Genomic DNA, 26,210 nt, shown 5'->3' with positions numbered 1-26,210 from the left:
TTATTTTTGATTGTCGTTCTCAAAACTTTTGGCCCAGTTATGTCGAGCCCATGAACCCATTGGCTTTAAAAGTTCAAACAATTCCACCCCTTGCTCGGTGAGACTGTAACCATCCATTGTTCTGGTAATCAAATGGCATTCCCGGAGTTCTTTGAGCCTAGTGTTAAGTGTATTTGGTGAAATGGACTCACAATAATCTTGTAAATCCCGAAAAGTACTGGGTCCAGAATACAAGTGCCATATAATCCCCATGGCCCAACTTCTGCCCAACAAATCGAGCAAAGCCATAATAGGCTGACCCGTTTTGGAGCCACGAACTGGTTGACCGGGAACAGGTATTTTCATAATGCTATAATTTTAATAGCAAAGCTACAAAAAATATAGCAAGAGGTTATGACAAGAAAAAAACCTGCTCGGATTGACTCCGGGCAGGCTTATAATTTATTCTTAAAAACATTGTTAATCCCTACTTCCAAACACTTGTAAGGCCCAATAAAGTAGTGAGGCCAATGCGCCCAACGCAGCTACCAAATAGGTTCGTGCCGCCCATTTTAGGGCGTCCTCGGCTCCTGCATATTCTTGCTGGCTCACCATGTTTTTTTGCTTCAACCACACCAAGGCCCGCTTACTGGCATCGTACTCAACAGGCAAGGTCACAAAGCTGAATAGTGTAGCCATCCCCATCATCACCAAACCGGCCACGGCAATATAGAAGCCAATTCCACCCGCAACACCTGTAGCCGCCATTAAGGCGATACCTCCAAATACGACCCAAGTAGACATTCCCGAAGTTACGCTTACCACAGGAACCAATTTGGATCGCATGGTCAACCATTCATACGCTTGGGCATGTTGTACCGCGTGTCCACATTCATGGGCAGCCACGGCGGCGGCGGCGGCATTACGTTGACTGTAAACGCCTTCGCTAAGGTTAACGGTCTTGTTTTTTGGATTATAGTGGTCCGTAAGCATTCCTGGGGTAGAAATTACCTTTACATCACGGATACCATGGTCATCAAGCATTTTTTGTGCAATCTCTGCACCACTCATGCCATTTCTCAGATGTACTTGGGAGTATTTCTTGAACTTACTTTTCAGTTTGTTGCTCACCAACCAACTCACCAGTGCAATTCCACCGATCAATATATAATATGTCATCATAACTATTCGATTTTTGGTCTTATAAATATACCATATTACAACAAAAACCCCGCCAAGGTTCGGCGGGGTTCTTCTACTGACAAAATGTATGTTTTTACGCCAAAGCAGATTCCCAATGAAAAGCCTCAACAATTTCTTTGTATACCACTTCTCCTTCAACAATATTCAACCCTTTGGCCAAGGTCTTATCCAAATTGCAGGCACTTCGCCAGCCCATATTGGCCAATTTCAGCACATAGGGCAAAGTTACATTCGTCAAGGCCACGGTTGACGTATAGGGCACGGCTCCGGGCATATTGGCCACGCAGTAATGGACCACATCATCAATAATATATACGGGGTTGCCGTGTGTGGTTGGCTTGGTAGTCTCCACGCATCCTCCTTGGTCCACCGCCACATCCACGATAACCGTTCCTGGTCGCATGTCTTTGAGCATATCCCTAGTGATCAGATTGGGCGCCTTGGCCCCTTTCAACAACACGCCCCCTATTATAAGGTCATGGGATTGTATATGCTTTCTGATGTTGAACTCATTTGAAAACTCCGTTACCACATGACTTGGCATAATATCGTTTACATAGCGAAGCCGTTTCATATTGACATCCAAAATGGTTACGTGTGCACCAAGTCCTGCTGCCATTTTTGCAGCCTGAATGCCCACGGTTCCTGCCCCAAGGATCAACACACGGCCTGGAGCAACACCTGGAACTCCTCCCAAAAGCACTCCACGGCCCTTTACGGGTTTTTCCAAATACTTGGCTCCTTGTTGAATGGCCATTCTTCCGGCCACTTCAGACATAGGGGTCAACAAGGGCAGTGTACCCTCCTCATCCTCAACAGTCTCATATGCAATACAGATTCCCTTGCTTTTAATCATGGCCTGCGTCAAGGCCTCACTCGAAGCAAAATGAAAGTAGGTAAAAACAATCTGCCCTTCTTGAACCAAATCGTACTCCTCGGCAATAGGTTCTTTGACCTTCACGATCATATCACTCTTAGCATACACCTGTTCAATGGTATCCAGAACAGTCGCCCCGGCTTGTTGGTAATCTTTGTCAAAAAAACCACTGCCCTCACCTGCGCCAGATTGCACATAAACGGTGTGGTAATTCTTCACCAATTCAAAAACCCCAGCTGGTGTCATACCAACTCGGCCTTCACTGCTTTTGATTTCTTTAGGCACCCCTACAATCATCTTGTTGTGTTTTATGGTTACTATACCCAAAGTTGTTATAAAAACTGGAATCAAAGAAATGAAATCGATAAAATGTAGGGGTTGCCAGATAAATTTCACATAAAATTTACATTATACCCTATTTTTTTATGGGGTCAATCTATATTTAATAATATATTATTGTAAAGTACCCTAAAAAATAAGGGGGGTAGATTGGACTATTTGTGTTTTATTTTTAAAACAAGCATTACAATGACCAAAATACCAGTTATACCATTCGCCAATATTATGGCTAGGCTCTCATGCACATAACCGTAGTATAGCCACAGCATGGTTCCAATGAAAAAGGCCAAATACATGGTAAGGGAAACATCCCGGGTAGATTTGTGCCGCCACGCCTTATAAACTTGCGGAATAAATGAACTGGTGGTTAGGGTGGCCGCAACAAGGCCAATGATCTCAATAGTGTCCATGGTTGGTTATTTGCCCTAAATGTAGGGACTTTATGGATGACTGCTCATCGCATCGTAAAGATTATCCGTAGAGATTTACTGTCTTTTGAGAAGCCTCGCTTACCCTACAATATTCACAATCTTACCGGGTACCACAATCACCTTTTTGGGAGTACGGCCCTGCAATTGTTCCTGGGTCTTTTCATGGGCCAGAACCGCGGCTTCTATCTCGTCTTTGCCCATATCCAAGGGCAACTCCAACTTAAAGCGCATTTTTCCATTAAAGGAAATGGGGTATTCTTTGCTGCTCTCTACTAGATATTTCTCCTCAAACTTTGGGAAAGGTGCTTCGGCAATGGACTCGGTATGGCCCAATCGCTCCCAAAGCTCCTCCGCAATATGGGGCGCGTAGGGTGACACCAAAATGGCCAACTGTTCAAAAATAGCCCTGCTGGTACATTTTTGAGCGGTAAGTTCGTTCACACAAATCATAAAGGTGGACACGGAAGTATTGAACGAGAAGTTCTCGATATCCTCCTCCACTTTCTTGATGGTCTTGTGCAGCGTTTTCAAATTATCGGCCGTGGGTTCTTTATCCTCAATGACCTCAAAAAGACGCCACAGTTTTTTAAGGAAGGAATGCACTCCTGTAATTCCTGCAGTGTTCCACGGTTTGGATTGCTCCAAGGGACCCAAGAACATTTCATACAAACGAAGGGAATCTGCCCCATACTCCTCACAAATAGCATCGGGGTTGACGACATTGTACTTGGATTTGGACATTTTTTCAACTTCGCGACCTACAATATACTTTCCATCTTCCAAGATGAACTCGGCATCCTTATATTCCGGTTGCCATTTTTTGAAGGCTTCAACATCCAACTCATCGGAGGCATTCACCAAAGAAACATCCGCATGGATTTTTTGCAAAGCACTTGTGCCAAACTGTTCTGGTTTCAAGTCGAAATCGGCTCCATCGGTAATCTCAATCAAATAATCTGCATAAGTTTTAATCTTCCCTTTTGAAATAAAGGTCACCTTACCATTGATTTTAGTTCGGTAGACAAATGCACTCGTCCCCGTAATCATCCCTTGGTTGATCAACTTTTGGACATACTCGTCCTTGGGCACATAACCTCTGTCAAACATAAACTTCTGCCAAAAACGGGAATACAACAGGTGGCCCGTAGCATGTTCGCTGCCTCCAATATATAGGTCCACATCCTGCCAATATCCAATGGCCTCCGGAGAGAAGATGGCCTCATCGTTGCGCGGGTCCATATATCGATTAAAGTATTGGGAACTTCCTGCCCAACCCGGCATGGTGTTCAACTCCAAAGGAAATACGTTAACATGATCAATGAGCTCATTGCTGACTACTTCCGCCTTGAGGCGGTCCCAAGCCCAGGTTGTAGCATTACCCAAGGGCGGTTCGCCAGTTTCAGTGGGAAGATATTTCTCCACTTCGGGCAATTCCAAAGGCAAGTGTTCCAAATCAATCATCTGGGGCATCCCATCTACATAATACACCGGGAAGGGTTCTCCCCAATAGCGTTGCCTGCTGAAGACGGCATCACGAAGGCGATAGTTCACCTTACCCACTCCATGTCCAATTTTCTCCAACTCTGCAATCACTTTTTTAGTGGCCTCTTTATAAGAAAGCCCATTCAAAAAGTCGGAATTGGCAATAATGGTTGTCGCCTTATCGGCAAAAGCCTCTTCGGAAATATCCACCCCTTCAAAAATATTGGGGATGGCTATATTATAATGTTTGGCGAAATCGTAATCCCGTTGATCACCACAAGGCACGGCCATCACCGCTCCGGTTCCGTAGCTGGCCAAAACATAGTCGCCAATCCAAATGGGAACAGGCTCCTTGGTAAATGGATGCTCTGCATATGCTCCGGTAAACACCCCTGAAATGGTTTTTACATCGGCCATACGATCCCGCTCGGAACGCTTTGCCGTGGCCTCCACATAGGCTTCCACCTCAGCTTTTTGTTCTGGAGTGGTGATTTTGGGCACCAAATCATGCTCAGGGGCCAAGGTCATAAAACTTACCCCAAAAATGGTATCGGGGCGGGTGGTGAAGACCTCAATCGTGTCCGGCTTCTCGACTGCGCTCGAAGTGACATCTGCATTTGGAATGACATTGAAAGTCACCGAAGCTCCTTCGGAACGACCGATCCAATTGGTCTGGGAATCTTTTAGCGGCTGTGGCCAATCAATCTTGTTCAATCCATCTAGCAAGCGTTGGGCATAAGCTGTGATACGCATGCTCCATTGCGTCATTTTTTTTCGGATGACGGGATGACCTCCACGCTCGGATACGCCATTTACGATCTCATCATTGGCCAAAACCGTGCCCAAGGCCGGACACCAGTTCACTTCGGTATCAGCCAAATACGTGAGTCTGTATTTTAAAAGGATCTCTTGCTTTTCCTTTTCAGAAAACGCGTTCCATTCCGCTGCACCAAAATTGGGTGCATCCTCATCACAAACAGCTTCTACCGCTGTATTCCCTTCCTTTTCAAAAAGGGAGACCAAAGTCTCAATGGCTTCAGCTTTATCGGAACTTTTATTGTACCATGAGTTGAACAATTGGATGAAGATCCACTGTGTCCATTTGTAATATCCCGGATTGGAAGTGCGCACTTCCCTGCTCCAATCGAACGAAAAGCCCAACCTGTCCAACTGCTCGCGATACCTTTTAATATTGTTTTCGGTAGTGATCGCAGGGTGTTGTCCGGTTTGAATGGCGTACTGCTCCGCGGGCAACCCGAAGGAATCGTACCCCATGGGATGCAACACGTTGAACCCTTTATGCCTTTTATAACGGGAATAGATGTCCGTGGCAATGTACCCCAATGGGTGCCCTACGTGCAATCCTGCCCCAGAAGGATAGGGGAACATGGACAAGGCATAAAATTTGGGCTTGTCAGAATCGTTGATTGCCTTAAAGGTTTCATTTTCTGCCCAGTACTTCTGCCATTTGGCTTCAATGTCACGGAAATCGTAGTTCATGGTACTCTCTTTCATTTTCGAGTTGCAAAAATAGGTTTAATCCCCTAAATACAATTTACTTTTCTATTTTTACGTACTGATTCCATTCTATGAGCCAATATATTGAACGATATCAGCGAAGAAAGTTGATTTCCTCCTACTTCTCCGTGGTTTTGAGCATCGCTTTGGTGCTTTTCCTGTTGGGTGTTTTGGGACTTTTGGTCTTGAATACCAAAAAACTGGCGGACCACTTCAAGGAACAAATCACCATTTCGGTCTTTTTGAAGGACAATGCCAAACCGGTTGAAATTGACCAATTGCAAAAAAGCCTCGTTTTGGCAGAATACACCAAATCTGCCGAGTACATTTCCAAGGAAGATGCTGCAGAACAATACAGCGAGGACATTGGTGAAAATTTTGTGGAGTTCTTGGGATACAATCCGTTAAAGAATTCCATTGATGTGAACCTAAAGGCCGATTTTGTTTCTCCAGAGCAAATCGCGGAAATTGCCGAAGACCTTGCCACAAAAACCTATGTGGACGAGGTAAGCTATGACAAACCTTTGATCTCTTTGCTTAACGACAATGCCCGAAAGATCAGTTTATGGATTCTAGTGGCCAGTGCCATTTTTACCGTCATAGCCGTATTGCTCATCAACAGTTCCATCCGATTGTCCATTTATTCCAAACGGTTTATCATCAAGACCATGCAGATGGTGGGCGCTACCAAGACCTTTATCAGACGCCCCTTTATCTGGGCCAACATAAAACTGGGCATGATAGGCGCGGCCGTGGCTTTGGCCTCCTTGAGCATCCTTATCTATTACATCAACAAAAATTTTCCCGAACTGAACCTGCTACAGGACTATTTGGTATTGATCTTTTTATTTATCGGAGTTTTTGGACTAGGGGTTGTCATTTCGTGGGCAAGCACCCATTTCGCCACCCAACGTTTTTTAAATCTGAGGACAGACGATCTTTACTATTAGATTCTAGATATTGGACCGCTACGCTGATAGATTTGGGACTCATATCTTCCCATATTGTTGGTTCAGAAAATATTCTGGGAAACTTTTCCTTAAATTTGCGGCATGAGCAAGAAAAACAAGAATGTTCAAAAACCCACCAAGGAGTTCATCTTTCAAAAGAAGAACTACCTGTTCCTCTTCATAGGTCTGGCTTTTATTGCTTTGGGCTTTATTTTGATGGCCGGCGGTGGCAGTGATGACCCAGAGGTCTTCAATCCAAATATCTACAGTTTTAGGAGAATCCGTTTAGCGCCCACTTTGGTACTGATCGGCTTGGGTATACAGATTTATGCTATTTTGTTGAACCCTAACAAAAACAAAGAATAATTGGAGCTTATTGATGCCATAATCCTTGGAATCATCCAAGGGTTGACCGAATTTTTACCTGTATCGTCCAGCGGACATTTGGAATTGGGGAAAGCCATTTTGGGCGCACATGCCCTTCCCGAGGAAAGCCTACTCTTCACGGTGATCTTACATTTTGCCACCGCATTGAGCACCTTGGTCGTATTCAGGAAGGATGTTTTTGAAATTTTGAAAGGTCTTTTCCAGTTCAAATGGAACGAGGAGACCCAATTTTCGCTAAAAATTGTCATTTCCATGATTCCCGCGGCTTTGATCGGACTCTTTTTGAATGATTTTATTGAAGTTTTTTTTGACGGGGCCATCATCATAGTGGGCATCATGCTCATCATTACCGCAGTGCTACTCTATTTGGCCGATTTGGCCAAGACTACGGACAAGGGGGTTTCGTTCAGAAGCGCCTTTGTCATCGGTATGGCACAGGCGGTGGCCATTTTACCAGGGATTTCCAGAAGTGGGGCTACCATTTCCGCAGCGGTTCTTTTGGGTGTTGACAAAGCAAAATCGGCTCGTTTTTCGTTCTTGATGGTCGTTCCCCTTATTTTGGGAAAAGTGGCCAAAGACCTTATGGGGGGTGAAATCAATTTTCACGGTGATCAGGCCGTTGCCATGGGCGCTGGGTTTATTGCCGCCTTCATAGCCGGCCTTGCCGCCTGTACTTGGATGATCAAACTCGTGCGCCAGAGCAAGCTTACGTATTTTGCCATATATTGTCTCATAGTGGGGCTTATCGCCGTTGCCTGGAGCATTTGGGGATAGATTGTTACCTTTATCCAAATCCCGAAACCTTTGAAAACCAAGGAAGATTTTTTAAACGGTCAAATTCTTTTGATCGATAAACCTTTGGAGTGGAGTTCCTTTCAGGCGGTGAATGCCCTTAAATGGGCCATCCGAAAAAAATTCGACCTTAAGAAAATCAAAATAGGCCACGCAGGCACTCTTGACCCTTTAGCCACAGGCCTTTTGATTATCTGCACAGGGAAGTTCACCAAAAAAATCCCAGAGTTGCAAGGACAAATCAAGGAATATACGGGAACATTCACCCTTGGGGCCACTACTCCTTCCTATGATTTGGAAACCGAAGTAGACCAAACCTACCCTACGGAGCACCTTACGCAAAACATCATAAAAGAAGCGACCAAAGAATTTTTGGGTGAGATTGAACAGGTTCCTCCCATATTCTCGGCTTTAAAAAAAGATGGAAAACGTCTTTACGAACTAGCTCGTGAAGGAAAGGAAGTGGACATAAAATCCCGAAAAATTACCATAACAGAATTTGAAATCACTCGAATTCAACTGCCCGAAGTGGATTTTAGAGTAGTTTGCAGTAAAGGAACCTACATTCGCTCCTTGGCCCATGATTTTGGGAAATCTTTGAAAACTGGAGCACACCTTTCTGCTTTAAGAAGAACCAAAATAGGGGATTTCAACGTAAATAATGCTACAACACCTATGGATTTCAAAGAAAATTTATAGGCAGAATGGCCTAAAAACCGAGCAAATAATTGGTTTGAAACAGTCATCAGGCAAAATATTTTATAAAAAAAGCGGTTATACTAGAACCATGAACTTGAACAGAAGCCAGTTATCCCTAATCATAACCTTCTTCTCCATGGCCTTGGTGGTCTTGTTGTTGTTCAACATCCACTTAGGGGGCATGCAAGAAGATGAGTATGTCATTGAAATGAGCTTGGCCGATGAGGATATCGAGGAATTGCTGAAGGAAGAGGAAGAACGAATGGAGGAATTGGCCAACAACGACCCCATCAAAAGCCACATGGCCTTCAATGAAACCGCAAAACCCACCATTGGGAATCCCGAACCCTTAAAAACGCTGGAAGAGTTATTGGAAGAAAGGGCCATGAGCAGTGAAGAAGGTCAATTTTCGGAAAGTGACACCGCTTTTGCCGATCAGCTAAAGGAACTGGCCGCAAAACGTGACGAGAAAAAGCAGAAGTTGGGTGAAAGGGATGCACAAAAAGAAGAGTTCACCAACTATCTTAAAGACAGGCGTACCTCCATTTCATTTTCATTGGTAGAAAGAAACGCATATTATCTGCCACCTCCTATTTACACCTGTATTGAAGGAGGGAAGGTGGTCATTAACATTAATGTGGATGCCAATGGCTATGTTACCGAAGCAAGTTTTAATGACAAGAGCTCCGGCACCAACAATGGATGCCTTGTGGACAACGCCATAGCTTACGCCCTAAAGGCACGTTTTAGCCCTGATTCCAAAGTCAACCAAATTGGAACCATTACTTACCTATTTCAAGGGAAGTAGGGCTACAATCTCCTCCAAAATACTTTCACCCTTATCCTTGTTGTACCAAACCTGAAGGTCTTGCTTAAGTTCTGGGGTCAACTTTCCGTGTTCCTCCTTATAATTCGTTACCATTTCTGTGGCCTGGGCTGGCCTAGGACCCCATTTCCCTAAAATTTCCTGCTTATCCATATCAAATACCACCAACTTGGGTATGGAACGGCTGCCTCTTGTTAAAAACGCATCCATCAGCTCCATATTCTCATCCCGAAGCACCACTTTCAGTCCTATATTTGAGTTTAACTCGGCAATTTTGTTCATAATGGGCATACTGTGGGCGGCATCTCCACACCAACTCTCAGTTATGACCAAAAACACCATTTTCGATTCCAAACCTGAGATTTTCTCTTGTAACTCGCCAGAAACCTTTAAGGTTTTATCCCAACGTTTCATCCTTCGGTCGTTCAATTGGGTGTATTCTATATTGGCTTCAGACCGGGATAAACCTGAAGTCTGCTTGGTTTCGGCAAAATGATGTACCAAATCCCGGTATTTTTCATAATCCATTCCCATTGAAATACCTTGTCTAACCAGCGTGACCCTATCCTCTTCAATCTTTTTTTCCAGCAGTTCCATCTTAAATACTTTTAGCAAAAATACGTTCCACAATCCGGACGTTTTCTGATTTTTGTCATTGGTTGTCCCGCATATCAAAACCTTACATTTGTCCCATATATTCAATTAATTATTGAACCCTGCTGTTTTCGTTGCCGGATGTTTGATAGGTTCTTTACCTTTGACCAAAACTTTTCCACTATGGACAAACATCGATGCGGTTGGTGCCTAGGCGACCCTTTATATGAAGCCTACCACGATTTGGAATGGGGTGTTCCCGTTAAGGATGATGCCACTCTTTTTGAATTTTTGATATTGGAAACCTTCCAAGCCGGTCTAAGTTGGATCACCGTATTGCGGAAACGAGATAATTTTAGGGAAGCCTTTGATGACTTTGACTATCAAAAAATTGCCGAGTATGGTCAGGATAAAATCGATGAGCTTTTGGATAACCCGGGTATCATCCGAAACAAACTGAAAGTGCATGCCACTGTTTCCAACGCCAAGGCCTTTATGGCCATTCAGGAAGAATTTGGCAGTTTCAGCACTTATATCTGGGGGTTTGTAGATGGGGTCCCCATTAAAAACAGCTTGGAAAATTATAAAATGGCCCCTGCTACCACACCTTTATCGGACACCATCAGCAAAGACCTTAAAAAGAGAGGCTTCAAATTTGTGGGAAGCACGGTGATTTATGCCCATATGCAGGCCACAGGGATGGTAAATGATCATGAAACTGCTTGTTTTAGATATCATGAGGTGTGATTCACCAAAAATCCTTTGGACCTACAATCCGATTTTCAAAATTTCCACAAATTGTTTCCTAGGCATCAATTCTGCCCCCAAGCTTTCCAAATGCGGGGTGTATACTTGGCAATCTATAAGCAAATAGTTTTTTTCCTTTAGTTCGCGGGCCATTTCAATAAAGGCAAACTTTGAGGCATTGGGTTTTAAGCTGAACATGCTTTCGCCACAGAACACATGCCCCAAATCTACTCCGTACAATCCGCCAACAAGCTCATTGCCCTCCCATACCTCATAGGACTTTGCACATCCCTGTTTGTGTAAATCCAAATAGGCTGCTTTCATTTTGGGGGTTATCCAAGTGCCCTCTTGTCCCTTTCGCTCCATGTTGGCACATTGTTTCATAACTTCTAAAAAGCAAGTATCCTTCGTTAATTTAAATGTGCCATCACGTAACACCTTTCGCATGCTTTTGGATACTTTAACTTTGTTGGGAAAAAGGACCATGCGTGGGTCCGGGCTCCACCACAATACAAGGGAATCGTCGTTAAACCAAGGAAAAATCCCGTTTTTGTAGGCAAGCATAAGTCGGTCTAGGGACAAATCGCCCCCAACAGCCAAAAGACCGTCTTCATTTGCGCTTTCCACAGAAGGAAACTCCAAACGGTCTCCCAAGAAGGTTATGGGAAATTTATTTCCGCTGTTTTCCAAAATGGTCTTTTTGCCAAGATAAGAAATAGACTAAAGTCGCAAAAGCGTCTTTATCCAAAAAATGTATGAAGGCAGACAAATATTAGAATGGCAGATCGTCATGATCTTCCTCATTCAGGTCATCCGCTGGTTCAAAGGCTTCCATGGGTGGAACGGGCGGCATGTTGCCATCTTGTGCCTCTGATTGTAGATTCTCTATTCTCCACCCTTGAATGGAGTTGAAGTATTTGGTTTCACCTTGGGGGTTTGTCCACTCACGACCGCGAAGGTTGATGCTAACCTTAACTGGTTGACCTACGGAATAATTGTTCAGTAAATCGCATTTATCCTGTATAAACTCCACCAATATATGCTGCGGATATTGCTCTTCGGTTGTTATGACCATTTCTCTTTTTCGGAACCCATTGTTTCCAAATGTCTTGGTCTCATCAATCATTTTTATTCTTCCCTGAACTTCCATGTATGCTAAATTTCAATAAAATTCAAATGTACATAAAATGAAACCCATTAGAAACCCGTTATTTCAACTAACTATCAACATATTTTCTTTTTCAGCTATCTTTAATAACAATTCAGCCAAAAAATGAACTTCAGTCCCAAAAGGAAAGCATCCAACATAATTCTGTTGATTTCGGCATTTGCCATAGTTAGCCTTATCCTTTGGAACACCAACAGCTTTTTTAGAAAATTCAAGGAGGAGGAGCGCCTAAAAATGGAAATTTGGGCTACGGCACAGTTGGAACTTATTCAATCCTCGGTGGACCAAGAATTGGGAAACCTCACCTTAAAGGTCATGGGCAACAATACCTCTACCCCCATGATCTTAGTAAACGAAGAAGGCTCGTTTAAAACGCACAATATTCCTAAGGAGAAGATAGCGGACAGTGTCTATATCCAAAAAAAAATCAGACAATTTGCAAGTGAGAATGAACCTATACAAATCATTCAGGATGGGGAGCTCCTTGAAACGCTCTACTATGGAAACTCCGAAGTCCTGAATAAGCTAAAATATTACCCCCTTGCCCTATTGTTGATAATTTTCCTGTTCGGAACGGTGATATTCTTTTTCTTTCGGACCAACAAAGCTTCGGAACAGAACAAACTGTGGGCGGGGATGGCCAAGGAAACAGCACATCAAATTGGCACACCTTTGACTTCACTACTGGGTTGGAATGAATTGTTGAAATCAGAAGACATCAATCCGGATATTACCAAAGAAATTGCCAAGGACATTGACAGACTACACACCATTACGGAACGGTTCTCCAAAATAGGTTCCGTACCTGAACTGCGCAACCATGACATTGTAGCCGAAACCGAAAAAGCCTATCAATATTTAATTCAGCGCAGTTCCAAGTTGGTCCACTTTTCTTTTAGTACCAACGTTGAGCAACTTTATGTACCATTGAATCCCCCATTATATAATTGGAGTATTGAAAATTTGGTAAAAAATGGCATAGATGCCATGAAAGGCAAGGGCAACATTGGTATACAAATTGAAAAAAAAGGACAAAACGTACACATTTTGGTTTCCGATACAGGACAAGGTATCCCAAAAAGTGATTTTCAGAATATTTTTATCCCGGGGGTAACCACTAAAAAAAGAGGTTGGGGATTGGGCCTTTCCTTGGTAAAAAGAATTGTTGAGGAGTACCATAAAGGAAAAATTAAAGTATTTTCGTCAAGTAAGGAGGGAACAATCATGCAAATTTCCCTCAGAACAAATGAAACGTGAGTCATGGCAAAGGAAAAAAAAATTGTTCTCAAGGAAGCCGAAATCACCAATAACTGCCCCGAGTGCTATAACCAAGAGTTGATACTCACCTTTTACCAAAAACATACGCTTGGTGCATTTTTCCATATCACCACCAATGAGGTGACCCATGAGATAAAATGCAAAAAATGTCAATCTGTAATTTATCCAGTAAGTTGGACCCCGGATATTGAAAGGGTTTTTGATTACTACAATAAGTTGGTTACACCGGATAGGTCATCCATACGCTTCACCACTTTGTTTTTTATTGTTTTGGTGCTGATACTCTGTGTGGTGGCCGCAACCGTGTATTTCTATTTGGAGGGTCTTATTTAAGGGCCTCACGGATTTTTTGGGCCACAGCTTCAAACTCCTCTGCACTTAGGCTCTCCTTATGCTGAAATGTTGCATTTTTCATACTATGCAATGGAATAAGGTGTACGTGCACATGAGGCACTTCCAGCCCAATAACCGTCATCCCGACACGTTTGCAGGGAACTGACGCTTCAATGGCCTTACCTACTTTTCTTGAAAAGGCCATAAGTTTCATGTACGCCTCCCCATCAAGGTCCAGCAGTTTATCCACCTCTTTCTTGGGTACACATAGCGTATGCCCCTTAGCATTTGGATTTATGTCCAAAAAGGCAAAATTATCGGCATCTTCTGCTATTTTGTAGCATGGGATGTCTCCATTGATGATTTTGGTGAAAATACTGGCCATGGTGATTTGGTTAAAAAAATCCCGTCTCTCGACGGGATTAAATATAGGTATTTTAGGTTTTTTTATTCCCTTGTAATTTCCAAAACCTCCAACTTTAACGTTCCGTTGGGCACTTTGATCTCTGCCACATCGCCGACAGATTTTCCCAGTAATCCTTTTCCAATGGGTGAGGTAACGGATATTTTGCCCGATTTTAGGTCTGCCTCGCTTTCTGCCACCAAAGTATATTTCATTTCCATGCCATTGGCTTGGTTCTTTAGTTTTACTGTGGAAAGCACCAATATTTTTGAGGTATCCAATTGCGATTCGTCTATCAACCTAGCATTGGCCAAGGTTTCCTCCATTTTGGAAATCTTCATTTCCAAGAGGCCTTGAGCTTCTTTGGCAGCATCATATTCGGCATTTTCGGACAAATCTCCTTTGTCCCTAGCTTCGGCAATGGCCTGCGATGCCTTGGGGCGTTCTACATCTTTCAAGTGATTCAACTCATCCCTTAATTTTTTTAATCCCTCCGCTGTGTAATAAGATACTTTACTCATATCGTCACGTTTTTATGCAAAAGAACATCGAAGAAAATAAAAAAATTTCCCCAATGGTCTTTCTCTACAAATACAAAAAATCCTCAACGATACCCATGCCCCTGCATGGTTTTTTTGCGAGGATTTAACGCAAATATAGGTAATTTTTGTTCAACTTTGCAGCAGTAACGTTTTGAAATTCAAACTATGAGACGCTTTTTGGGCTGTATCCTTCTTATCTTTCTAATTTCTTGTAGCTCAGACAGTACCAACCGAAATCCATACCTTCAAGAAGTTAATTTTAGGTTTGATCTAAACCTCAACCTACCTCTTTATAATGGGCTGAACAATATTGGTAATCCTGTCTATGTTGGCAACGATGGTGTAGGTACCCGAGGTGTCTTTGTAATGCGTGCTGGATTGAGTGGCGCCCAATTTGTAGCGTGGGAAGCCAGTTGTCCCAACCATGCTCCCAATACCTGTTCCACGATGTCCATAGATGGACAGAATGTAGTCTGTGATTGTGAGGGATACACCTATAATTTGTTTACGGGACAGCAGTTGGACAGACCTGATGACGGAGGCAGATATTACGATTTGCTTTTTTATAGAGCCACGCAAAGCGGAAACACTGTGGTCATCTCCAATTAAAGATTGCCCAAGATAGCATCCATGACCCAACTGGTATGCAACCCTGTTTTTCCTGTTGAGGGGTGTTCACATTTTCCCAACAAATGATTTTTGATGTTCTCCACATGATATTGTTGCACATGCGCTGGATGTGGAATTTCCAGAATTTCATGTCCCGAGGTATTCTCCAATTCAACAGGGGCCTCGTCCAGAACTGCAAAGCGTATGCTTCCTTCGGAACCAAAAATCTCTACCTTATCCACCCGATGATGGGTGCCAAAATTCCAAAATCCAGCTCCTGTCACCCCATTTTCGTGCAACCAACTTCCCGCAATGGCATCATGGGCCGTATACAAACCTTGTTGGTTCAAGGCCACCCCGTTTGCTGTTTTGATATCCCCAAAAAGAAAGTTGAACAAATCCAGACCGTGACTGGCCAAATCATCAAAATAACCACCGGGAGCCACTTTCTCTTCCGTCCGCCAATTGGACCCGCCATTTAAATCGACCTCATTGGGCGATGCGGATTTTTGCCAATTTACATGCCTCACCCTGCCTATCAACCCCTCATCCAACCATTGCTTCACTTTAAGGAATCGGGGCAAAGAGCGACGATAATACGCAATGAAAAGGGGTATGTTCTTCCTCTTGAATGCTTCATAAATGACCAAACTGTCCTGATAATTGGGCGACATGGGCTTTTCAATACAACATGGTTTTCCCGCAACGGCCACTTGAAGGGCATATAATTTATGGGTATCCGGAGGTGTGGCGATGTAAATGGCATCGATTTCCGGATTCTGGATTACCTCATCCGCATTGGTGGTCCAACGCGCTATTTGGTGCCTTTGGGCATAATCTTGGACTCTCTCTGCATCGCGACGCATTACCATGTGTACTTTAAACTCTGGGATGAGTTGGTATGCTGGAACGCTTTTCTTTTCGGCCACACTACCGCAACCAATAATGCCCCATCGGAGGGGCTTTTCTTCAGAAAAATGAAAATGGGATTCTGTCATGGTGTATAAAAGTACAGAATCCCATTTACTATTTGGTCATTAAAAATTAACGGTGGCCCCTATGAGAAAGTTGATTCCTGCCTGGGGGTAATATCCCGCTCCCTCAATGGTGGTAACGGTTCCAGGATTGGAATAGTCGTCATCAAAGGTGTAGAAATACCCATTGGAAACAATATCGGCATCAAAAATATTGTTCACCAACCCGGAAAGCACAATGCTTTTTACAAACGAATTGGCCTCGATGACATATTGCACATTGAAATCGGTTTGGGTATAACTGTCCAAAGTTGAATTTTCGGAATCGATGTTCCCCATGTACTGCTTGCCTACAAATTTCGAAAGCAACGATACCTGAAAATTTGTATTGGGTTGAAACGCAAGGATGTTTCCAGCAATCACTTGTGGTGAATACGCAATTTTGGTGTTCCCCAAGTTTTGGAGTTCCCCATCGCGTTGGAAGAAGAAATCAACATTTCTATTATCGCTCAAGGCCACATTGGGCTGTATCCTAAACTTGCGCCCCAATCGGATGTTGGCATCCACTTCCAATCCCAAGCGGTAACTATCCCCCACATTGGCCCTTAGTGGCGCTCCCACATCATTGAGTTCCCCAGTGAGCACCAACTGATCTTTATAGCGCATGTAGTACACATTGGTGTTTAGCTGGATGTCAGGGGACACAAAACGCCACCCTAACTCATAATCGTTCAATTGCTCAGGTTTGGGGCTGCCGTTTTCATAGTCATTCCGATTGGGTTCCCTATTGGCCCTGGCGTAGGACAGATAAAAATTGTTGTTGGGGTTCAAATTGAACGTAATCCCTGCCTTTGGATTGAAAAAATTGAAGGTATCATCCACCAATCCCGTATCTTCTCCATTGGCTTCATAGCCAACCCTTCGGTATTGCATATCCCCAAAAACCGACCATTGGTCATCCAACTGATAATTGGCCTTTGCATAGGTATTGAAATCCGTTTTAGTGGAATTGTCATCATAGTACCTATCCCTAATTTCACTACCACTTGCATAACGTGCCCAGATGATTTCCCCAAAGTGGTCTCCCTTGTACTCATTGTATCCTCCACCCAAGATCAATTTCAGGCTTTCTTTATCATACGTGGCCGAAAAAACGGTGCCATAAAAGTGGTTGTCCAACCATCTTCTTCGGATCAAGTCGGTAGTATTGATGGTCTCCCCTCCCAAGCTAATGGGTTCCAAGCCATAGTCTGAAAAGTCATCATCTTCCCTATACTGTTCAAAATACCCCCTACCGCGGGTATAGTGCAAGGCCAAATTGGTACTCCATTCCGGACTTAGGGTCCGGTTCCAATGCAATTGCACATGGTTTTGCTTGTAATTGTCCTCTTCACGGTCATGAAACTGTACATTCCCATTCTCATCGGTATATCTTCCTGCGGAATTGTAGGTTCTATTTTCTTCCAATTCTTCAGCAGTGATGCCGTTCCAGGCTTGATAGGTAACCTCATGACCTCCAAAAAACAATGCCTTTAGCAAAGTATTGTCGCTACGGTAGGTCCCTTGCATAAAATAGCTGTCCAGTTCGGAGCTGGCACGGTCCACATACCCATCAGAAGTAATGCGCGACAACCTTCCCGAAAATTCAAAATGGTCATTCAACATCCCGGTACTGAACTTTACATTGTTCCGCAGCGTGTTAAAACTCCCCACAGAAGAGGAAATCTTGGCATACGCCTCTTCGGAAAATGCATCCGTCAATACATTTAGGCTTGCGCCAAATGCCCCTGCACCATTGGTAGAAGTACCCACCCCGCGCTGCAACTGCAAACTCTGGGTCGAAGAAGCAAAATCAGGCATGTTCACCCAAAATGTCCCATGGGATTCCGCATCATTGTACGGCACACCATTAATGGTGACATTTACCCCCCTTGAGTCGGTCCCCCTTACACGGAAACTGGTGTATCCCACCCCAGCACCTGCATCTGAGGTAGTGACCACGGCCGGTAAAAAGTTCATTAAAATGGGAACGTCCTGCCCTAGGTTTCGGGAGGTAAGCTCCTCTTTGTCCAAGTTGGAAAAGGTAATGGGAAATTCCTTGGTCACCCGTACAGCTTGGACCAAGACCTCGTCCAACACCACTTTTTTACCTTCCAAAGAATCTGTTGGTTCCTGTTGTGCGCTCATACTCAGCGCCAGCCCGGAAACGGCCAATGTTGTGAATAAAGTTTTCATTCGTAAAAATGTTACGAATAAAAGGGGCCATTATTCTTGTTAATACTTGATTTTGTTTCTTTAAAGAAACGATGAAATTCCAAGATGCGCCTTGCGCAATCCCTTGGCAGCATTACCCGCCCAGGTTCATTGGGTATAATCTCAGCCTTGCCATGCAAAGCACCCCTTTGAGATGGCCGCAAATGTACTATGTAGAGTTCTTTTTTCATAGCAAAATCACCACTAATTCATTGCAATAACAACAGGTTAAACTTTTGTGATGAAAAAGAAGAAAGGCCGCCGAAGCAGCCTTTCAAAAGTGCCAAAATCATAATCCCAAGGAAAAAAATTATGACCACACTTGGCAACAACGGATAATACATGGTTAGCGTTTAGCTAGCATCATCCTGCTTTTTTTTTATGTACTATTTTCTTTCGACTTTTTATATATGACACCAAAAGGTAAATGGCCATGGCCAATGAGATTATATTAAAGAACAGAACTATTCCAAATAGCATTGTTTTTGTTTCCTTTAAGCAAATACCGTCAAAAAGAGTTTTTAAAAGAAAGCCGTACAATTTGTACGGCCTTCCAACCAAATCAACCAACCTAAAATCCAGACAGTCATTAAGACTGTCTCTCTTCTACGGTTACATTAAAAACTATAAATTCTTTTAACAGTGTATCCGTTTCCATTATATCTTTTTGACACTACTTTTTTATGGGGGTCACATAAAAGCAAAAAAAAAATCCGCTTCTCTGCCAAGAAGCGGATTTTACAAAATGTTTTCTTGTCTATGCTTGATGGGTAGGCTTAAGAAGATCGTTTACGGTCTTCACAGGATTAAATGTTACCAAAGGGACTTCGACAAATAAAGTGTTCCAAAAGGCCATCGCTCCATTCCACAGTCCTGGAAGCTCCAACGCCTTTAACTCCTTGCCTTCTTGTGTCTTTCCCGTAATAAATCCTTGCTTAGGGTCCACAAAATCCAAAAGATTGTATTTTTCTCCCTTGTAGTTTCTTACTCCGCATACCAAATCCACTGGATTAAAGTGGGTTGAATTTTTGAGAATGGACTCCTGTTCCTGATTGGATAGGTCAATCTGAGCCGACTCAATGATTTGAAGTGAAATATTTCCTTCGGCATCCCTCACCCAAAAAGGACCGCCTCCTGGTTCCCCTTCGTTCTTTACCATTCCACAGATACGTATGGGACGATTTAATTTATCCTTTAAAATGACTAGTTGTTCGTTAACATCCATATTATCATAATCTTTGGGCATTCGAACATTGAGTTCTCTTTCCAAAAAGGATTTTATTTCATCGGATTTTTCTGGCGACACTTTATTGTCATCCAAAAGTCTAGCATACTCAAAGGCCTTGACCTGAACTTTTTTTAGCACTCCGGCCAACATTTTTTTGCTGTTGGCCACTTTTTCCAAATTCTTGTCGACCACCACATTGTCTATATTCTTGATAAAAATGATATCGGCGTCCTGTTCGTTCAAGTTTTCAATCAGGGCCCCATGTCCACCGGGGCGAAACAGTATTGAACCATCACCATTTTTAAAGGGCTTATTCTCCATGTCCACCGCAATGGTATCGGTGGATGGCTTTTGGTTTGAATATGAAATTAGGAACTGCGTGCTTGTAGCCTTCGAAATTTTTGGAGACACCTTGGATTCTTCTTCCTTAAACATATCATCGTGCTGTGGAGAAACGGTAAAGTGTAAATGGGCCTTCCCATCTGTTTTGGCATACAATGCCGCTTCCCTCAAATGCTCCTCAAATGGTGTTGCGCTACCTGAATCGTACTTATGAAAGGGCAATAGTCCTTTGGGATAGAATCCGTAGTTTAATCTCTCTTCTCCTAGCATTTCCTTTACAAAAAGATAGGCTTCTTCGTCTTTATTGGACACATTATCCTTAATACGATCCATAATGAACCCATAAAAGGGCAGCTTATGCATTTGGTCGGTAAACTTTTTTGCATCGGAATCGCCTGTTCGGTCCAAATATTCAGAAAGGGTCTCCTTTTTGGGGTCAAAGGCATCCAAAAAATTGAACATGGCCTTGAACATCCGGGATGCTGCCCCAGAAGCTGGAACGAATTTCAATAAATCCAAATGGCTTCGGTTCTGCTCAAAATATTGTACAAGTTCTTCTTGCTCCTTTTCCGAAAATCTAAAGATACCATTGGAAATTACCGCTGCCTTCACCAAATCCACAAAGGGTATCCCAGCTTTGAAAGTTTCTATCTGATTTACCACCTTTTCTTTGGAAATCCCCTTGTTTTCCAATTGTTCCAAGTCTTTTGAACTTAAATCAATCATGCGCCTTAAAAAGTTTATCGATTTCTTGTATGGCCGTTGAAAGCCGGAACGCTTTGTCCCCCTTTAAAATAACAAAATTTCGGTCATATTTTTCCAAAGCTTGCTTGAAATACTGGAACATTTCCTCACGTTCTTCGGGTTTGTCCCTTAGATCGTCTGCCTCCCATGGGGTGTCAATATAGGTTAACAAGTATAGATCATAAGTGTTTTGGATAGCATATTTTTCTAGAATTGGATCACAACTTCCTGTGTAATAGGTTTCTGAATATACTTTAGTCTCCAAAAGGTCTGTGTCACAAACCAAAATCTTGTTCGCTTTTTTTGCCAATTGGTTCTCCAAGCGCATCTGTCCATAAGCGATGGGAACAAGGTCTTTAGGCTCGCAGGTCTTTTGTTCCCTGTCCCATTTATCTTGAAGATATTCCCGGGCATATTCTGGCACCCACTCGGTTTGGTAGTGTTGGGCCAATTGTTGGGCCAAGGTGGTCTTTCCAGTAGATTCCGGCCCAAATAGAACTACTTTTATGAGGTTTGAGGGCTCTTGCCCAAGTCTTTCTTCCATGCTACATATCCCTGAATGGCCAATACGGTAAAAATGAGGTATTGCAATGAGAACATGCCCCATCCCCGGTAGGCGTACAAAGGTACAGTTATTAAGTCTCCCAAAACCCAAAGAGTCCAGCTTTCCAATTTTTTGTTGGCCATATACCACATGGCCGTAAAGAAAATGCCCGAGGTGACGATATCCACATAGTTGGTCGTCTTTATTTCAGCCCCAAAAGCCTTGTATACCCCAAAGGTGACCAACAGCGTAACGGAGAACAGTGCAATCCCAATCCATTTTTCCCTAGTATTGGTGCGAGAAATCCTTACTATAAATTCCCGATTTTGCTTTCTACGGGCCCAATTCCACCATCCATAAATGCTCATGATGGAAAAGTAGAAGTTCATCATCATATCGCCCAACAAGCGATCCACGAAAAAAATGTAGGTGGTAATGGCGGTAGCCACCAACCCAGTTGGATAGACCATAATATCTTCCCTCTTGGCGTAGATCACACTGGCTATTCCAAAGAAAAAGGCAGTGGCTTCAAGAATAATGAGGGAGAGTTCGCGGTCCTCGTACGGGCCAAGGAAAAAATCAAAAATGGGGTTCATAGTCGCTCCTATCGGATTTTACAATCTTCATCCCCAATACTACATGATCAATATTTTCAAAGGCTACTTTAATTTCATCCGTCAACAACCCCATAACCCTATCATATTCCCCAAAGACTTGGGTGCTTAAGGGATTCTCCAAAACAGTAAGTCCAGAAGACCTCAACTTTTTAATGAAATCGATGATAGGGGGCTCAAAATCATCTTGTAGCGGCGTCAAGGTAAGCTCAACGGATATCTTCATGGGGGCACTTTTATTTTCCAAAAGCAAATCTAGTAAAAACTACCTGTCATCCCCCCATCATTCTGAGGGCATATACGCAAGTGAATCCTTCAAACTCCAAAAACTCAATCTCATAATGGGATTTTTTGCCCTTGTACAAGATTTCGGCCACCGTCCTAGCATCTTGAAAGGTAAAGTCCATCACATCAATATGGCGTAAAAAACTCAAGCCCTGTTGCGCATAAATTTTATAAAGCGATTCCTTGGCACCCCAAACGATGGTAAGTTTTCTAATAATGGCCTCGACATTGGCCAAGGTCTTGTACTCTTCAATGGGAGTGAATTTATGTGCAATTCTTAGGATTTTGTCGCGCTGCATCTCAATATCTATCCCTACTTCGTCCGTTTCGCTGATGATGACCCCCGTAAAATTATGCGAATGGGTAATGGAAATATGGTTCCCATCCTTTAAATGGGGCTTCCCAAAATCGTCATAGTATAGGTCTTTGTCCTCATAACCCGCTTTGGCCATTAAATGCCTGATGCTCAAAAAGGCCCTCCGATGCGCCTCGGATTTCATTCCATCCATCCTATCTTGGCAATGGGGAGTAAGCTCTATTCCCTTGGACAATTCCTTCTCAGCCTCGGTGACTTTCCATATGTAGACCGAGGTGGTTGGTGAAACTGTTATGGTTTTGTAAATGGGCACGACTAATAGTTAGGTGTTTTTGTATCTTTGCTGCACTATAAAAGCTAAGCTACGAAAGTAAATTTATATACGTATGAGCACAAAGACAATTCCCCATGTACCCTATAAGGTGAAAGATATTTCCCTAGCCAACTGGGGAAGAAAAGAGATTGAGCTTGCCGAGGCCGAAATGCCAGGACTTATGGCATTACGAGAGGAATACGGAAAAGAACAGCCCTTGAAGGGAGCCCGTATTGCCGGTTGTTTGCACATGACCATTCAAACTGCGGTATTGATTGAAACTTTGGTGGCCCTTGGCGCCGAAGTGACCTGGAGTTCCTGTAACATCTTTTCCACCCAAGACCATGCCGCTGCTGCCATTGCCGCTGCCGGAATCCCAGTCTATGCCTGGAAAGGGATGAATGAGGAGGAGTTCGACTGGTGCATTGAGCAGACTTTGTTCTTTGGTGAGGACAGACAGCCCTTGAACATGATTTTGGACGATGGTGGTGACCTTACCAATATGGTGTTGGATAAATATCCTGAACTGGCTTCAGGCGTAAAAGGCCTTTCCGAAGAGACCACCACTGGCGTGCACCGTTTGTACGAGCGTATGAAGAAAGGCACCTTGCCCATGCCTGCCATTAACGTGAACGACTCCGTGACCAAATCCAAATTCGATAATAAATACGGGTGTCGTGAAAGTGCCGTGGATGCGATTCGTAGGGCCACAGACACCATGTTGGCCGGAAAACGAGTGGTTGTTGCCGGATATGGTGATGTTGGAAAAGGTACAGCGGCCTCCTTCCGTGGTGCAGGGGCCATTGTTACCGTGACAGAGATTGACCCTATCTGTGCCCTTCAGGCCTGTATGGATGGCTATGAGGTGAAAAAACTGGAAAGCGTTGTCCCCAATGCCGATGTGGTCATCACCGCAACCGGAAACAAGGACATCATCCGCGAAGAGCATTTTCGTGCCTTAAAAGACAAGGCCATTGTCTGTAACATTGGCCATTTTGACAATGAGATCGATATGGCTTGGTTAAACAGGGCCTATGGCAATACCAAAGACGAGATCAAACCACAAGTGGACAAGTATACCATTGATGGTAAGGACCTTATTATATTGGCAGAGGGTAGATTAGTGAATTTGGGTTGTGCCACGGGCCACCCTAGTTTTGTGATGAGCAATTCATTTACTAACCAAACCTTGGCCCAAATAGAACTTTGGAACCATAGTGACAAATATGAAAACGAAGTATATATGCTTCCCAAACATTTGGATGAGAAAGTGGCACAATTGCATTTGGCACGCTTGGGCGCCGAATTGACCGAATTGAAGGAAGATCAAGCAGAATATATCGGTGTAAAAGTGGATGGCCCCTTTAAACCTGATTATTACAGATATTAATTTTCTGGACAACCTATAAAAAAAGGCCCCGATCATGATCGGGGCCTTTTTTATTTGGCAAAACTTAGACCTAGCCTTTTAGCCAAGCCTTCCGTAATTCTTTTTGGGCTTCCGTGGCCTCTGGGTTTTCCAATAGCGTAACGGCTTTGGTATAGGTTGGTGTGGTGGTGGCCTCAATGAGGACCTCCTCATCTCCCCTTAACAACTCTACTTGAATGGCTTTGCCAGGACTCCATGCATACACTTCTGTTAAAATTTGATTGGCGTTGGCCAAGGTGACTTCTGTTCCATTAATGGATTTTATAAAATCATTGGGTTTAACCCCATTATCGTTCCAAAAGCTGTTGTTTGCCACAAGGTCATTGAATTTAATCCCTCCCCTCTCTGGGTCTGCGGACAAGATTAGTTCGCCGGCATTCTGAATGTAATTGGTCTCCACTTCAGCCTCTGCGAAATAAAGTCCTACCTTATCCAACATTTGACCATAATCTATGGGTGTATTTCCAACTACATGGGTGTTTAAAAATTCACCAACCGCAGGATAGGTCATTGTGGTAATTTCAGCAATAAGGGCATCATCTTCAAAAGGTTTGTCCTTACCATATTTTACGGACAACTCTCCTAACAACGAACGCAGGCTACGTTGCCCATCACTGTTTTCCCTCATTAAAATATCCATGCACATACCAATCAACGCTCCTTTCATATACACATTGGCATAGTTGTCCTTATATGGGTTTTCCAAAATGTTCTCACTCATTTGGGTAAAACTCATGGCATCATCGTAATTGGACCTTGAGGTATTTATCTTTTCAGTGGTCCTAGCGTAATACTCCGCCGGGTCTATCAAGCCTTCATAGACCTGGAAATGCTGCGCAAAATATTCGGTGACCCCTTCGTAAAGCCATAGGTGCTTACTGAATGTTGGGTTATTGTAGTCAAAATAATGTACGTCTTCTGAATGTACTGAAAGTGGAGTGACAATATGAAAGAATTCGTGGGCCACTACATCGATCATCGATTCTGCCAATGCTTCTGGATCCATTTGTTCCGGCAAGACCACCACAGTGGAAGTATGGTGTTCCAAAGCTCCAAACCCTTTTGGGGAATCTGGTTTTTTGGTGTCGGACAAATAAAGTAGGATGTCATATCGGGGCGTACTGTTCAAATCTCCGAGATATCTCTTTTGGGCTTGCATCATCTCTGCCATGATTTCTTTAATCTCGGAAGCCTTATGTACTCCATTGGGGGAAAAAACACTCAATACAATCTTGATGTTTCCAACCATAAACTCCTCAACTTCGGTCTCCCCATACATCATGGGATTGTCCGTTACCTCAAAATATCGATTGGCAAGGAACACTGAGTTTTTGATGGTACCATCCTCGCTCTGGGTCGATTGTATTTCTGTGAGAGGAGAGGTGTACTTGAATTTTGTAGGAGATTTGATGTCAATTTGGTAAGCATTCCGTTTTAGGGAATCAAAATACCCCACAAACCCGTGGAGGTTCAGCATCACCTGCTTAGGCTCTATATTGGTCCCTGAGGGTGAAAAGGGAACTTCCTCGCCAATTCCTCCATCCACTTCCTGATCAAAAGTATCGTTTACCGCATACGTTATTTTATCCAAATTCTTGGCATTGGCAAACATCCAAGTGTTGGTGTCAACCTGAGTAATTTGCATCGTATTTCCCTGATAATCAATAGCCGATATATTCTCTACATACTTCCCAAAATCAGATACTGCATAGGTTCCCTGAACCACTCTTGGCAATCTGTAAATAACCGTATCTTGGACAAACCTCCCTGGATCTATGACCACATTTACTTTATCATCTTGAATATTAACCAAATCCAATTGAGCCCTTATAGGATTATCGGAAGCTAGATCATTGACTTGATTTTTGACACCGCAAGAAAAAACTGTTGCAAGCACCAATGCATGTAAGGTTACCTTTTTTATCATGATTTACTGAATGTTTTTTGATATTGCCAACTAATATAGGATTAAAATATTTCCAACAACAATAGGTTACGGAAATAGTTGATT

At 43.2% G+C, this 26,210-nt stretch carries 28 protein-coding genes; 10 read left to right on the top strand and 18 right to left on the bottom strand.

The annotated features are described in order from the left end of the window. The 5 genes from EZV76_RS04425 to EZV76_RS04405 all read right to left on the bottom strand — a co-directional run bounded on the left by EZV76_RS04425 (nucleotide 1) and on the right by EZV76_RS04405 (nucleotide 5,811). Nucleotides 1-345: a winged helix-turn-helix transcriptional regulator gene (locus EZV76_RS04425; RefSeq protein ID WP_136565356.1), complete on the bottom strand. Its 345-nt coding sequence runs from the start codon at nucleotides 343-345 to the stop codon at nucleotides 1-3. Nucleotides 346-459: 114 nt separating this feature from the next. After that, nucleotides 460-1,161 carry a zinc metallopeptidase gene (locus EZV76_RS04420; RefSeq protein ID WP_136565355.1) on the bottom strand — a complete coding sequence of 234 codons (702 nt, stop codon included), beginning with the start codon at nucleotides 1,159-1,161 and terminating at the stop codon, nucleotides 460-462. Between the two features lie 94 nt (nucleotides 1,162-1,255). Continuing rightward, nucleotides 1,256-2,356 carry an alanine dehydrogenase gene (ald, locus tag EZV76_RS04415; protein ID WP_136565354.1) on the bottom strand — a complete coding sequence of 367 codons (1,101 nt, stop codon included), beginning with the start codon at nucleotides 2,354-2,356 and terminating at the stop codon, nucleotides 1,256-1,258. A 197-nt stretch (nucleotides 2,357-2,553) separates the two neighbouring features. Beyond that, complete coding sequence (locus EZV76_RS04410; protein WP_136565353.1) at nucleotides 2,554-2,808, bottom strand: SemiSWEET family sugar transporter; 255 nt, start codon at nucleotides 2,806-2,808, stop codon at nucleotides 2,554-2,556. 99 nt (nucleotides 2,809-2,907) lie between these two features. Continuing rightward, complete coding sequence (locus EZV76_RS04405; protein ID WP_136565352.1) at nucleotides 2,908-5,811, bottom strand: leucine--tRNA ligase; 2,904 nt, start codon at nucleotides 5,809-5,811, stop codon at nucleotides 2,908-2,910. Nucleotides 5,812-5,900: 89 nt separating this feature from the next. Here EZV76_RS04405 and EZV76_RS04400 point away from each other — a divergent pair, with 89 nt between their 5' ends. The 5 genes from EZV76_RS04400 (at nucleotide 5,901) to EZV76_RS04380 (ending at nucleotide 9,465) form a co-directional block, all read left to right on the top strand. Beyond that, nucleotides 5,901-6,779 (top strand): cell division protein FtsX, encoded by an 879-nt coding sequence (locus EZV76_RS04400; protein WP_136565351.1) that lies wholly within the window; start codon nucleotides 5,901-5,903, stop codon nucleotides 6,777-6,779. Nucleotides 6,780-6,881: 102 nt separating this feature from the next. Further along, a complete protein-coding gene (locus EZV76_RS04395) occupies nucleotides 6,882-7,145 on the top strand; it encodes a DUF3098 domain-containing protein (RefSeq protein ID WP_136565350.1) in 264 nt (87 codons plus the stop codon). Continuing rightward, nucleotides 7,146-7,940, top strand: coding sequence for an undecaprenyl-diphosphate phosphatase (locus EZV76_RS04390; RefSeq protein ID WP_136565349.1), 795 nt, complete (start codon nucleotides 7,146-7,148; stop codon nucleotides 7,938-7,940). Between the two features lie 30 nt (nucleotides 7,941-7,970). Then, the gene (gene truB / locus EZV76_RS04385) at nucleotides 7,971-8,657 is read left to right on the top strand and encodes a tRNA pseudouridine(55) synthase TruB (RefSeq protein ID WP_136565348.1); all 687 of its coding nucleotides are present in this window, start codon (nucleotides 7,971-7,973) and stop codon (nucleotides 8,655-8,657) included. 88 nt (nucleotides 8,658-8,745) lie between these two features. Next, a complete protein-coding gene (locus tag EZV76_RS04380; RefSeq protein ID WP_136565347.1) occupies nucleotides 8,746-9,465 on the top strand; it encodes an energy transducer TonB family protein in 720 nt (239 codons plus the stop codon). Here EZV76_RS04380 and EZV76_RS04375 read toward each other — a convergent pair. Then, nucleotides 9,448-10,080 (bottom strand): thioredoxin family protein, encoded by a 633-nt coding sequence (locus EZV76_RS04375; protein ID WP_136565346.1) that lies wholly within the window; start codon nucleotides 10,078-10,080, stop codon nucleotides 9,448-9,450. The genes EZV76_RS04380 and EZV76_RS04375 overlap by 18 nt on opposite strands. Nucleotides 10,081-10,260: 180 nt before the next feature. Here EZV76_RS04375 and EZV76_RS04370 point away from each other — a divergent pair, with 180 nt between their 5' ends. Then, nucleotides 10,261-10,824, top strand: coding sequence for a DNA-3-methyladenine glycosylase I (locus tag EZV76_RS04370; protein ID WP_136565345.1), 564 nt, complete (start codon nucleotides 10,261-10,263; stop codon nucleotides 10,822-10,824). Nucleotides 10,825-10,845: 21 nt separating this feature from the next. Here the strand turns inward: EZV76_RS04370 and aat are convergent, their stop codons facing one another. Next, nucleotides 10,846-11,514, bottom strand: coding sequence for a leucyl/phenylalanyl-tRNA--protein transferase (gene aat / locus EZV76_RS04365; RefSeq protein WP_439107475.1), 669 nt, complete (start codon nucleotides 11,512-11,514; stop codon nucleotides 10,846-10,848). Nucleotides 11,515-11,596: 82 nt separating this feature from the next. Continuing rightward, entirely contained in the window at nucleotides 11,597-11,974 is a 378-nt protein-coding gene (locus EZV76_RS04360; RefSeq protein WP_136565343.1) for a DUF3127 domain-containing protein, read from the bottom strand. Nucleotides 11,975-12,097: 123 nt separating this feature from the next. Here EZV76_RS04360 and EZV76_RS04355 point away from each other — a divergent pair, with 123 nt between their 5' ends. Both EZV76_RS04355 and EZV76_RS04350 read left to right on the top strand, forming a co-directional pair. Then, entirely contained in the window at nucleotides 12,098-13,249 is a 1,152-nt protein-coding gene (locus EZV76_RS04355; RefSeq protein WP_136565342.1) for a sensor histidine kinase, read from the top strand. Nucleotides 13,250-13,252: 3 nt separating this feature from the next. Continuing rightward, nucleotides 13,253-13,603, top strand: a complete 351-nt coding sequence (locus tag EZV76_RS04350) for a hypothetical protein (protein WP_136565341.1) — start codon at nucleotides 13,253-13,255, stop codon at nucleotides 13,601-13,603. Here EZV76_RS04350 and EZV76_RS04345 read toward each other — a convergent pair. Next, nucleotides 13,596-13,988, bottom strand: a complete 393-nt coding sequence (locus tag EZV76_RS04345) for an HIT family protein (protein WP_136565340.1) — start codon at nucleotides 13,986-13,988, stop codon at nucleotides 13,596-13,598. The two genes, EZV76_RS04350 and EZV76_RS04345, sit on opposite strands and share 8 nt — an antisense overlap. 62 nt (nucleotides 13,989-14,050) lie before the next feature. Further along, entirely contained in the window at nucleotides 14,051-14,527 is a 477-nt protein-coding gene (gene greA, locus EZV76_RS04340) for a transcription elongation factor GreA (RefSeq protein ID WP_136565339.1), read from the bottom strand. A gap of 186 nt (nucleotides 14,528-14,713) precedes the next feature. On the opposite strand from greA, the gene EZV76_RS04335 reads away from it, so the two are divergent. Beyond that, nucleotides 14,714-15,157, top strand: coding sequence for a Rieske (2Fe-2S) protein (locus EZV76_RS04335; protein WP_136565338.1), 444 nt, complete (start codon nucleotides 14,714-14,716; stop codon nucleotides 15,155-15,157). Here the strand turns inward: EZV76_RS04335 and EZV76_RS04330 are convergent. The 7 genes from EZV76_RS04330 to EZV76_RS04300 form a co-directional block, all read right to left on the bottom strand. Beyond that, entirely contained in the window at nucleotides 15,154-16,155 is a 1,002-nt protein-coding gene (locus EZV76_RS04330; RefSeq protein ID WP_136565337.1) for a Gfo/Idh/MocA family protein, read from the bottom strand. The genes EZV76_RS04335 and EZV76_RS04330 overlap by 4 nt on opposite strands. A 39-nt stretch (nucleotides 16,156-16,194) precedes the next feature. Next, nucleotides 16,195-18,366, bottom strand: a complete 2,172-nt coding sequence (locus EZV76_RS04325; protein ID WP_136565336.1) for a TonB-dependent receptor — start codon at nucleotides 18,364-18,366, stop codon at nucleotides 16,195-16,197. Between the two features lie 775 nt (nucleotides 18,367-19,141). Next, nucleotides 19,142-20,680: a DUF4301 family protein gene (locus EZV76_RS04320; RefSeq protein ID WP_136565335.1), complete on the bottom strand. Its 1,539-nt coding sequence runs from the start codon at nucleotides 20,678-20,680 to the stop codon at nucleotides 19,142-19,144. Beyond that, the gene (locus tag EZV76_RS04315; protein ID WP_136565334.1) at nucleotides 20,673-21,242 is read right to left on the bottom strand and encodes an AAA family ATPase; all 570 of its coding nucleotides are present in this window, start codon (nucleotides 21,240-21,242) and stop codon (nucleotides 20,673-20,675) included. Before EZV76_RS04315 ends, EZV76_RS04320 begins: the two co-directional genes overlap by 8 nt. Continuing rightward, on the bottom strand, nucleotides 21,203-21,838 hold the full coding sequence (gene pnuC, locus EZV76_RS04310; RefSeq protein WP_136565333.1) for a nicotinamide riboside transporter PnuC: 636 nt from the start codon (nucleotides 21,836-21,838) through the stop codon (nucleotides 21,203-21,205). The genes EZV76_RS04315 and pnuC overlap by 40 nt, the downstream gene beginning before the upstream one ends. Next, on the bottom strand, nucleotides 21,822-22,082 hold the full coding sequence (locus EZV76_RS04305; RefSeq protein ID WP_136565332.1) for a thiamine-binding protein: 261 nt from the start codon (nucleotides 22,080-22,082) through the stop codon (nucleotides 21,822-21,824). The genes pnuC and EZV76_RS04305 overlap by 17 nt, the downstream gene beginning before the upstream one ends. Before the next feature lie 46 nt (nucleotides 22,083-22,128). Then, complete coding sequence (locus tag EZV76_RS04300; RefSeq protein WP_136565331.1) at nucleotides 22,129-22,770, bottom strand: 4'-phosphopantetheinyl transferase family protein; 642 nt, start codon at nucleotides 22,768-22,770, stop codon at nucleotides 22,129-22,131. Nucleotides 22,771-22,843: 73 nt separating this feature from the next. On the opposite strand from EZV76_RS04300, the gene ahcY reads away from it, so the two are divergent. After that, nucleotides 22,844-24,160, top strand: a complete 1,317-nt coding sequence (gene ahcY / locus EZV76_RS04295) for an adenosylhomocysteinase (RefSeq protein WP_136565330.1) — start codon at nucleotides 22,844-22,846, stop codon at nucleotides 24,158-24,160. Nucleotides 24,161-24,230: 70 nt separating this feature from the next. Here ahcY and EZV76_RS04290 read toward each other — a convergent pair whose 3' ends face one another. Beyond that, complete coding sequence (locus EZV76_RS04290; RefSeq protein WP_136565329.1) at nucleotides 24,231-26,126, bottom strand: M61 family metallopeptidase; 1,896 nt, start codon at nucleotides 26,124-26,126, stop codon at nucleotides 24,231-24,233. Nucleotides 26,127-26,210: the final 84 nt, after the last annotated feature.

This window comes from Flagellimonas alvinocaridis (genome assembly GCF_004916895.1).
Lineage (GTDB): Bacteria > Bacteroidota > Bacteroidia > Flavobacteriales > Flavobacteriaceae > Flagellimonas > Flagellimonas alvinocaridis.
This window is presented reverse-complemented; position numbering and strand designations above follow the sequence as displayed.

Excerpts from the sequence above, each read along its gene's own strand:
- EZV76_RS04405 (WP_136565352.1), bottom strand. The coding sequence starts at position 5,811 with ATGAACTACGATTTCCGTGACATTGAAGCCAAATGGCAGAAGTACTGG.
- EZV76_RS04350 (WP_136565341.1), top strand. The coding sequence starts at position 13,253 with ATGGCAAAGGAAAAAAAAATTGTTCTCAAGGAAGCCGAAATCACCAAT.
- EZV76_RS04335 (WP_136565338.1), top strand. The coding sequence starts at position 14,714 with ATGAGACGCTTTTTGGGCTGTATCCTTCTTATCTTTCTAATTTCTTGT.
- EZV76_RS04320 (WP_136565335.1), bottom strand. The coding sequence starts at position 20,680 with ATGATTGATTTAAGTTCAAAAGACTTGGAACAATTGGAAAACAAGGGG.
- EZV76_RS04425 (WP_136565356.1), bottom strand. The coding sequence starts at position 345 with ATGAAAATACCTGTTCCCGGTCAACCAGTTCGTGGCTCCAAAACGGGT.
- EZV76_RS04410 (WP_136565353.1), bottom strand. The coding sequence starts at position 2,808 with ATGGACACTATTGAGATCATTGGCCTTGTTGCGGCCACCCTAACCACC.
- EZV76_RS04345 (WP_136565340.1), bottom strand. The coding sequence starts at position 13,988 with ATGGCCAGTATTTTCACCAAAATCATCAATGGAGACATCCCATGCTAC.
- EZV76_RS04290 (WP_136565329.1), bottom strand. The coding sequence starts at position 26,126 with ATGATAAAAAAGGTAACCTTACATGCATTGGTGCTTGCAACAGTTTTT.
- EZV76_RS04330 (WP_136565337.1), bottom strand. The coding sequence starts at position 16,155 with ATGACAGAATCCCATTTTCATTTTTCTGAAGAAAAGCCCCTCCGATGG.
- ald (WP_136565354.1), bottom strand. The coding sequence starts at position 2,356 with ATGATTGTAGGGGTGCCTAAAGAAATCAAAAGCAGTGAAGGCCGAGTT.
- EZV76_RS04420 (WP_136565355.1), bottom strand. The coding sequence starts at position 1,161 with ATGATGACATATTATATATTGATCGGTGGAATTGCACTGGTGAGTTGG.
- EZV76_RS04360 (WP_136565343.1), bottom strand. The coding sequence starts at position 11,974 with ATGGAAGTTCAGGGAAGAATAAAAATGATTGATGAGACCAAGACATTT.
- greA (WP_136565339.1), bottom strand. The coding sequence starts at position 14,527 with ATGAGTAAAGTATCTTATTACACAGCGGAGGGATTAAAAAAATTAAGG.
- EZV76_RS04315 (WP_136565334.1), bottom strand. The coding sequence starts at position 21,242 with ATGGAAGAAAGACTTGGGCAAGAGCCCTCAAACCTCATAAAAGTAGTT.
- EZV76_RS04355 (WP_136565342.1), top strand. The coding sequence starts at position 12,098 with ATGAACTTCAGTCCCAAAAGGAAAGCATCCAACATAATTCTGTTGATT.
- EZV76_RS04400 (WP_136565351.1), top strand. The coding sequence starts at position 5,901 with ATGAGCCAATATATTGAACGATATCAGCGAAGAAAGTTGATTTCCTCC.
- EZV76_RS04325 (WP_136565336.1), bottom strand. The coding sequence starts at position 18,366 with ATGAAAACTTTATTCACAACATTGGCCGTTTCCGGGCTGGCGCTGAGT.
- EZV76_RS04370 (WP_136565345.1), top strand. The coding sequence starts at position 10,261 with ATGGACAAACATCGATGCGGTTGGTGCCTAGGCGACCCTTTATATGAA.
- EZV76_RS04305 (WP_136565332.1), bottom strand. The coding sequence starts at position 22,082 with ATGAAGATATCCGTTGAGCTTACCTTGACGCCGCTACAAGATGATTTT.
- pnuC (WP_136565333.1), bottom strand. The coding sequence starts at position 21,838 with ATGAACCCCATTTTTGATTTTTTCCTTGGCCCGTACGAGGACCGCGAA.
- EZV76_RS04380 (WP_136565347.1), top strand. The coding sequence starts at position 8,746 with ATGAACTTGAACAGAAGCCAGTTATCCCTAATCATAACCTTCTTCTCC.
- EZV76_RS04395 (WP_136565350.1), top strand. The coding sequence starts at position 6,882 with ATGAGCAAGAAAAACAAGAATGTTCAAAAACCCACCAAGGAGTTCATC.
- ahcY (WP_136565330.1), top strand. The coding sequence starts at position 22,844 with ATGAGCACAAAGACAATTCCCCATGTACCCTATAAGGTGAAAGATATT.
- EZV76_RS04375 (WP_136565346.1), bottom strand. The coding sequence starts at position 10,080 with ATGGAACTGCTGGAAAAAAAGATTGAAGAGGATAGGGTCACGCTGGTT.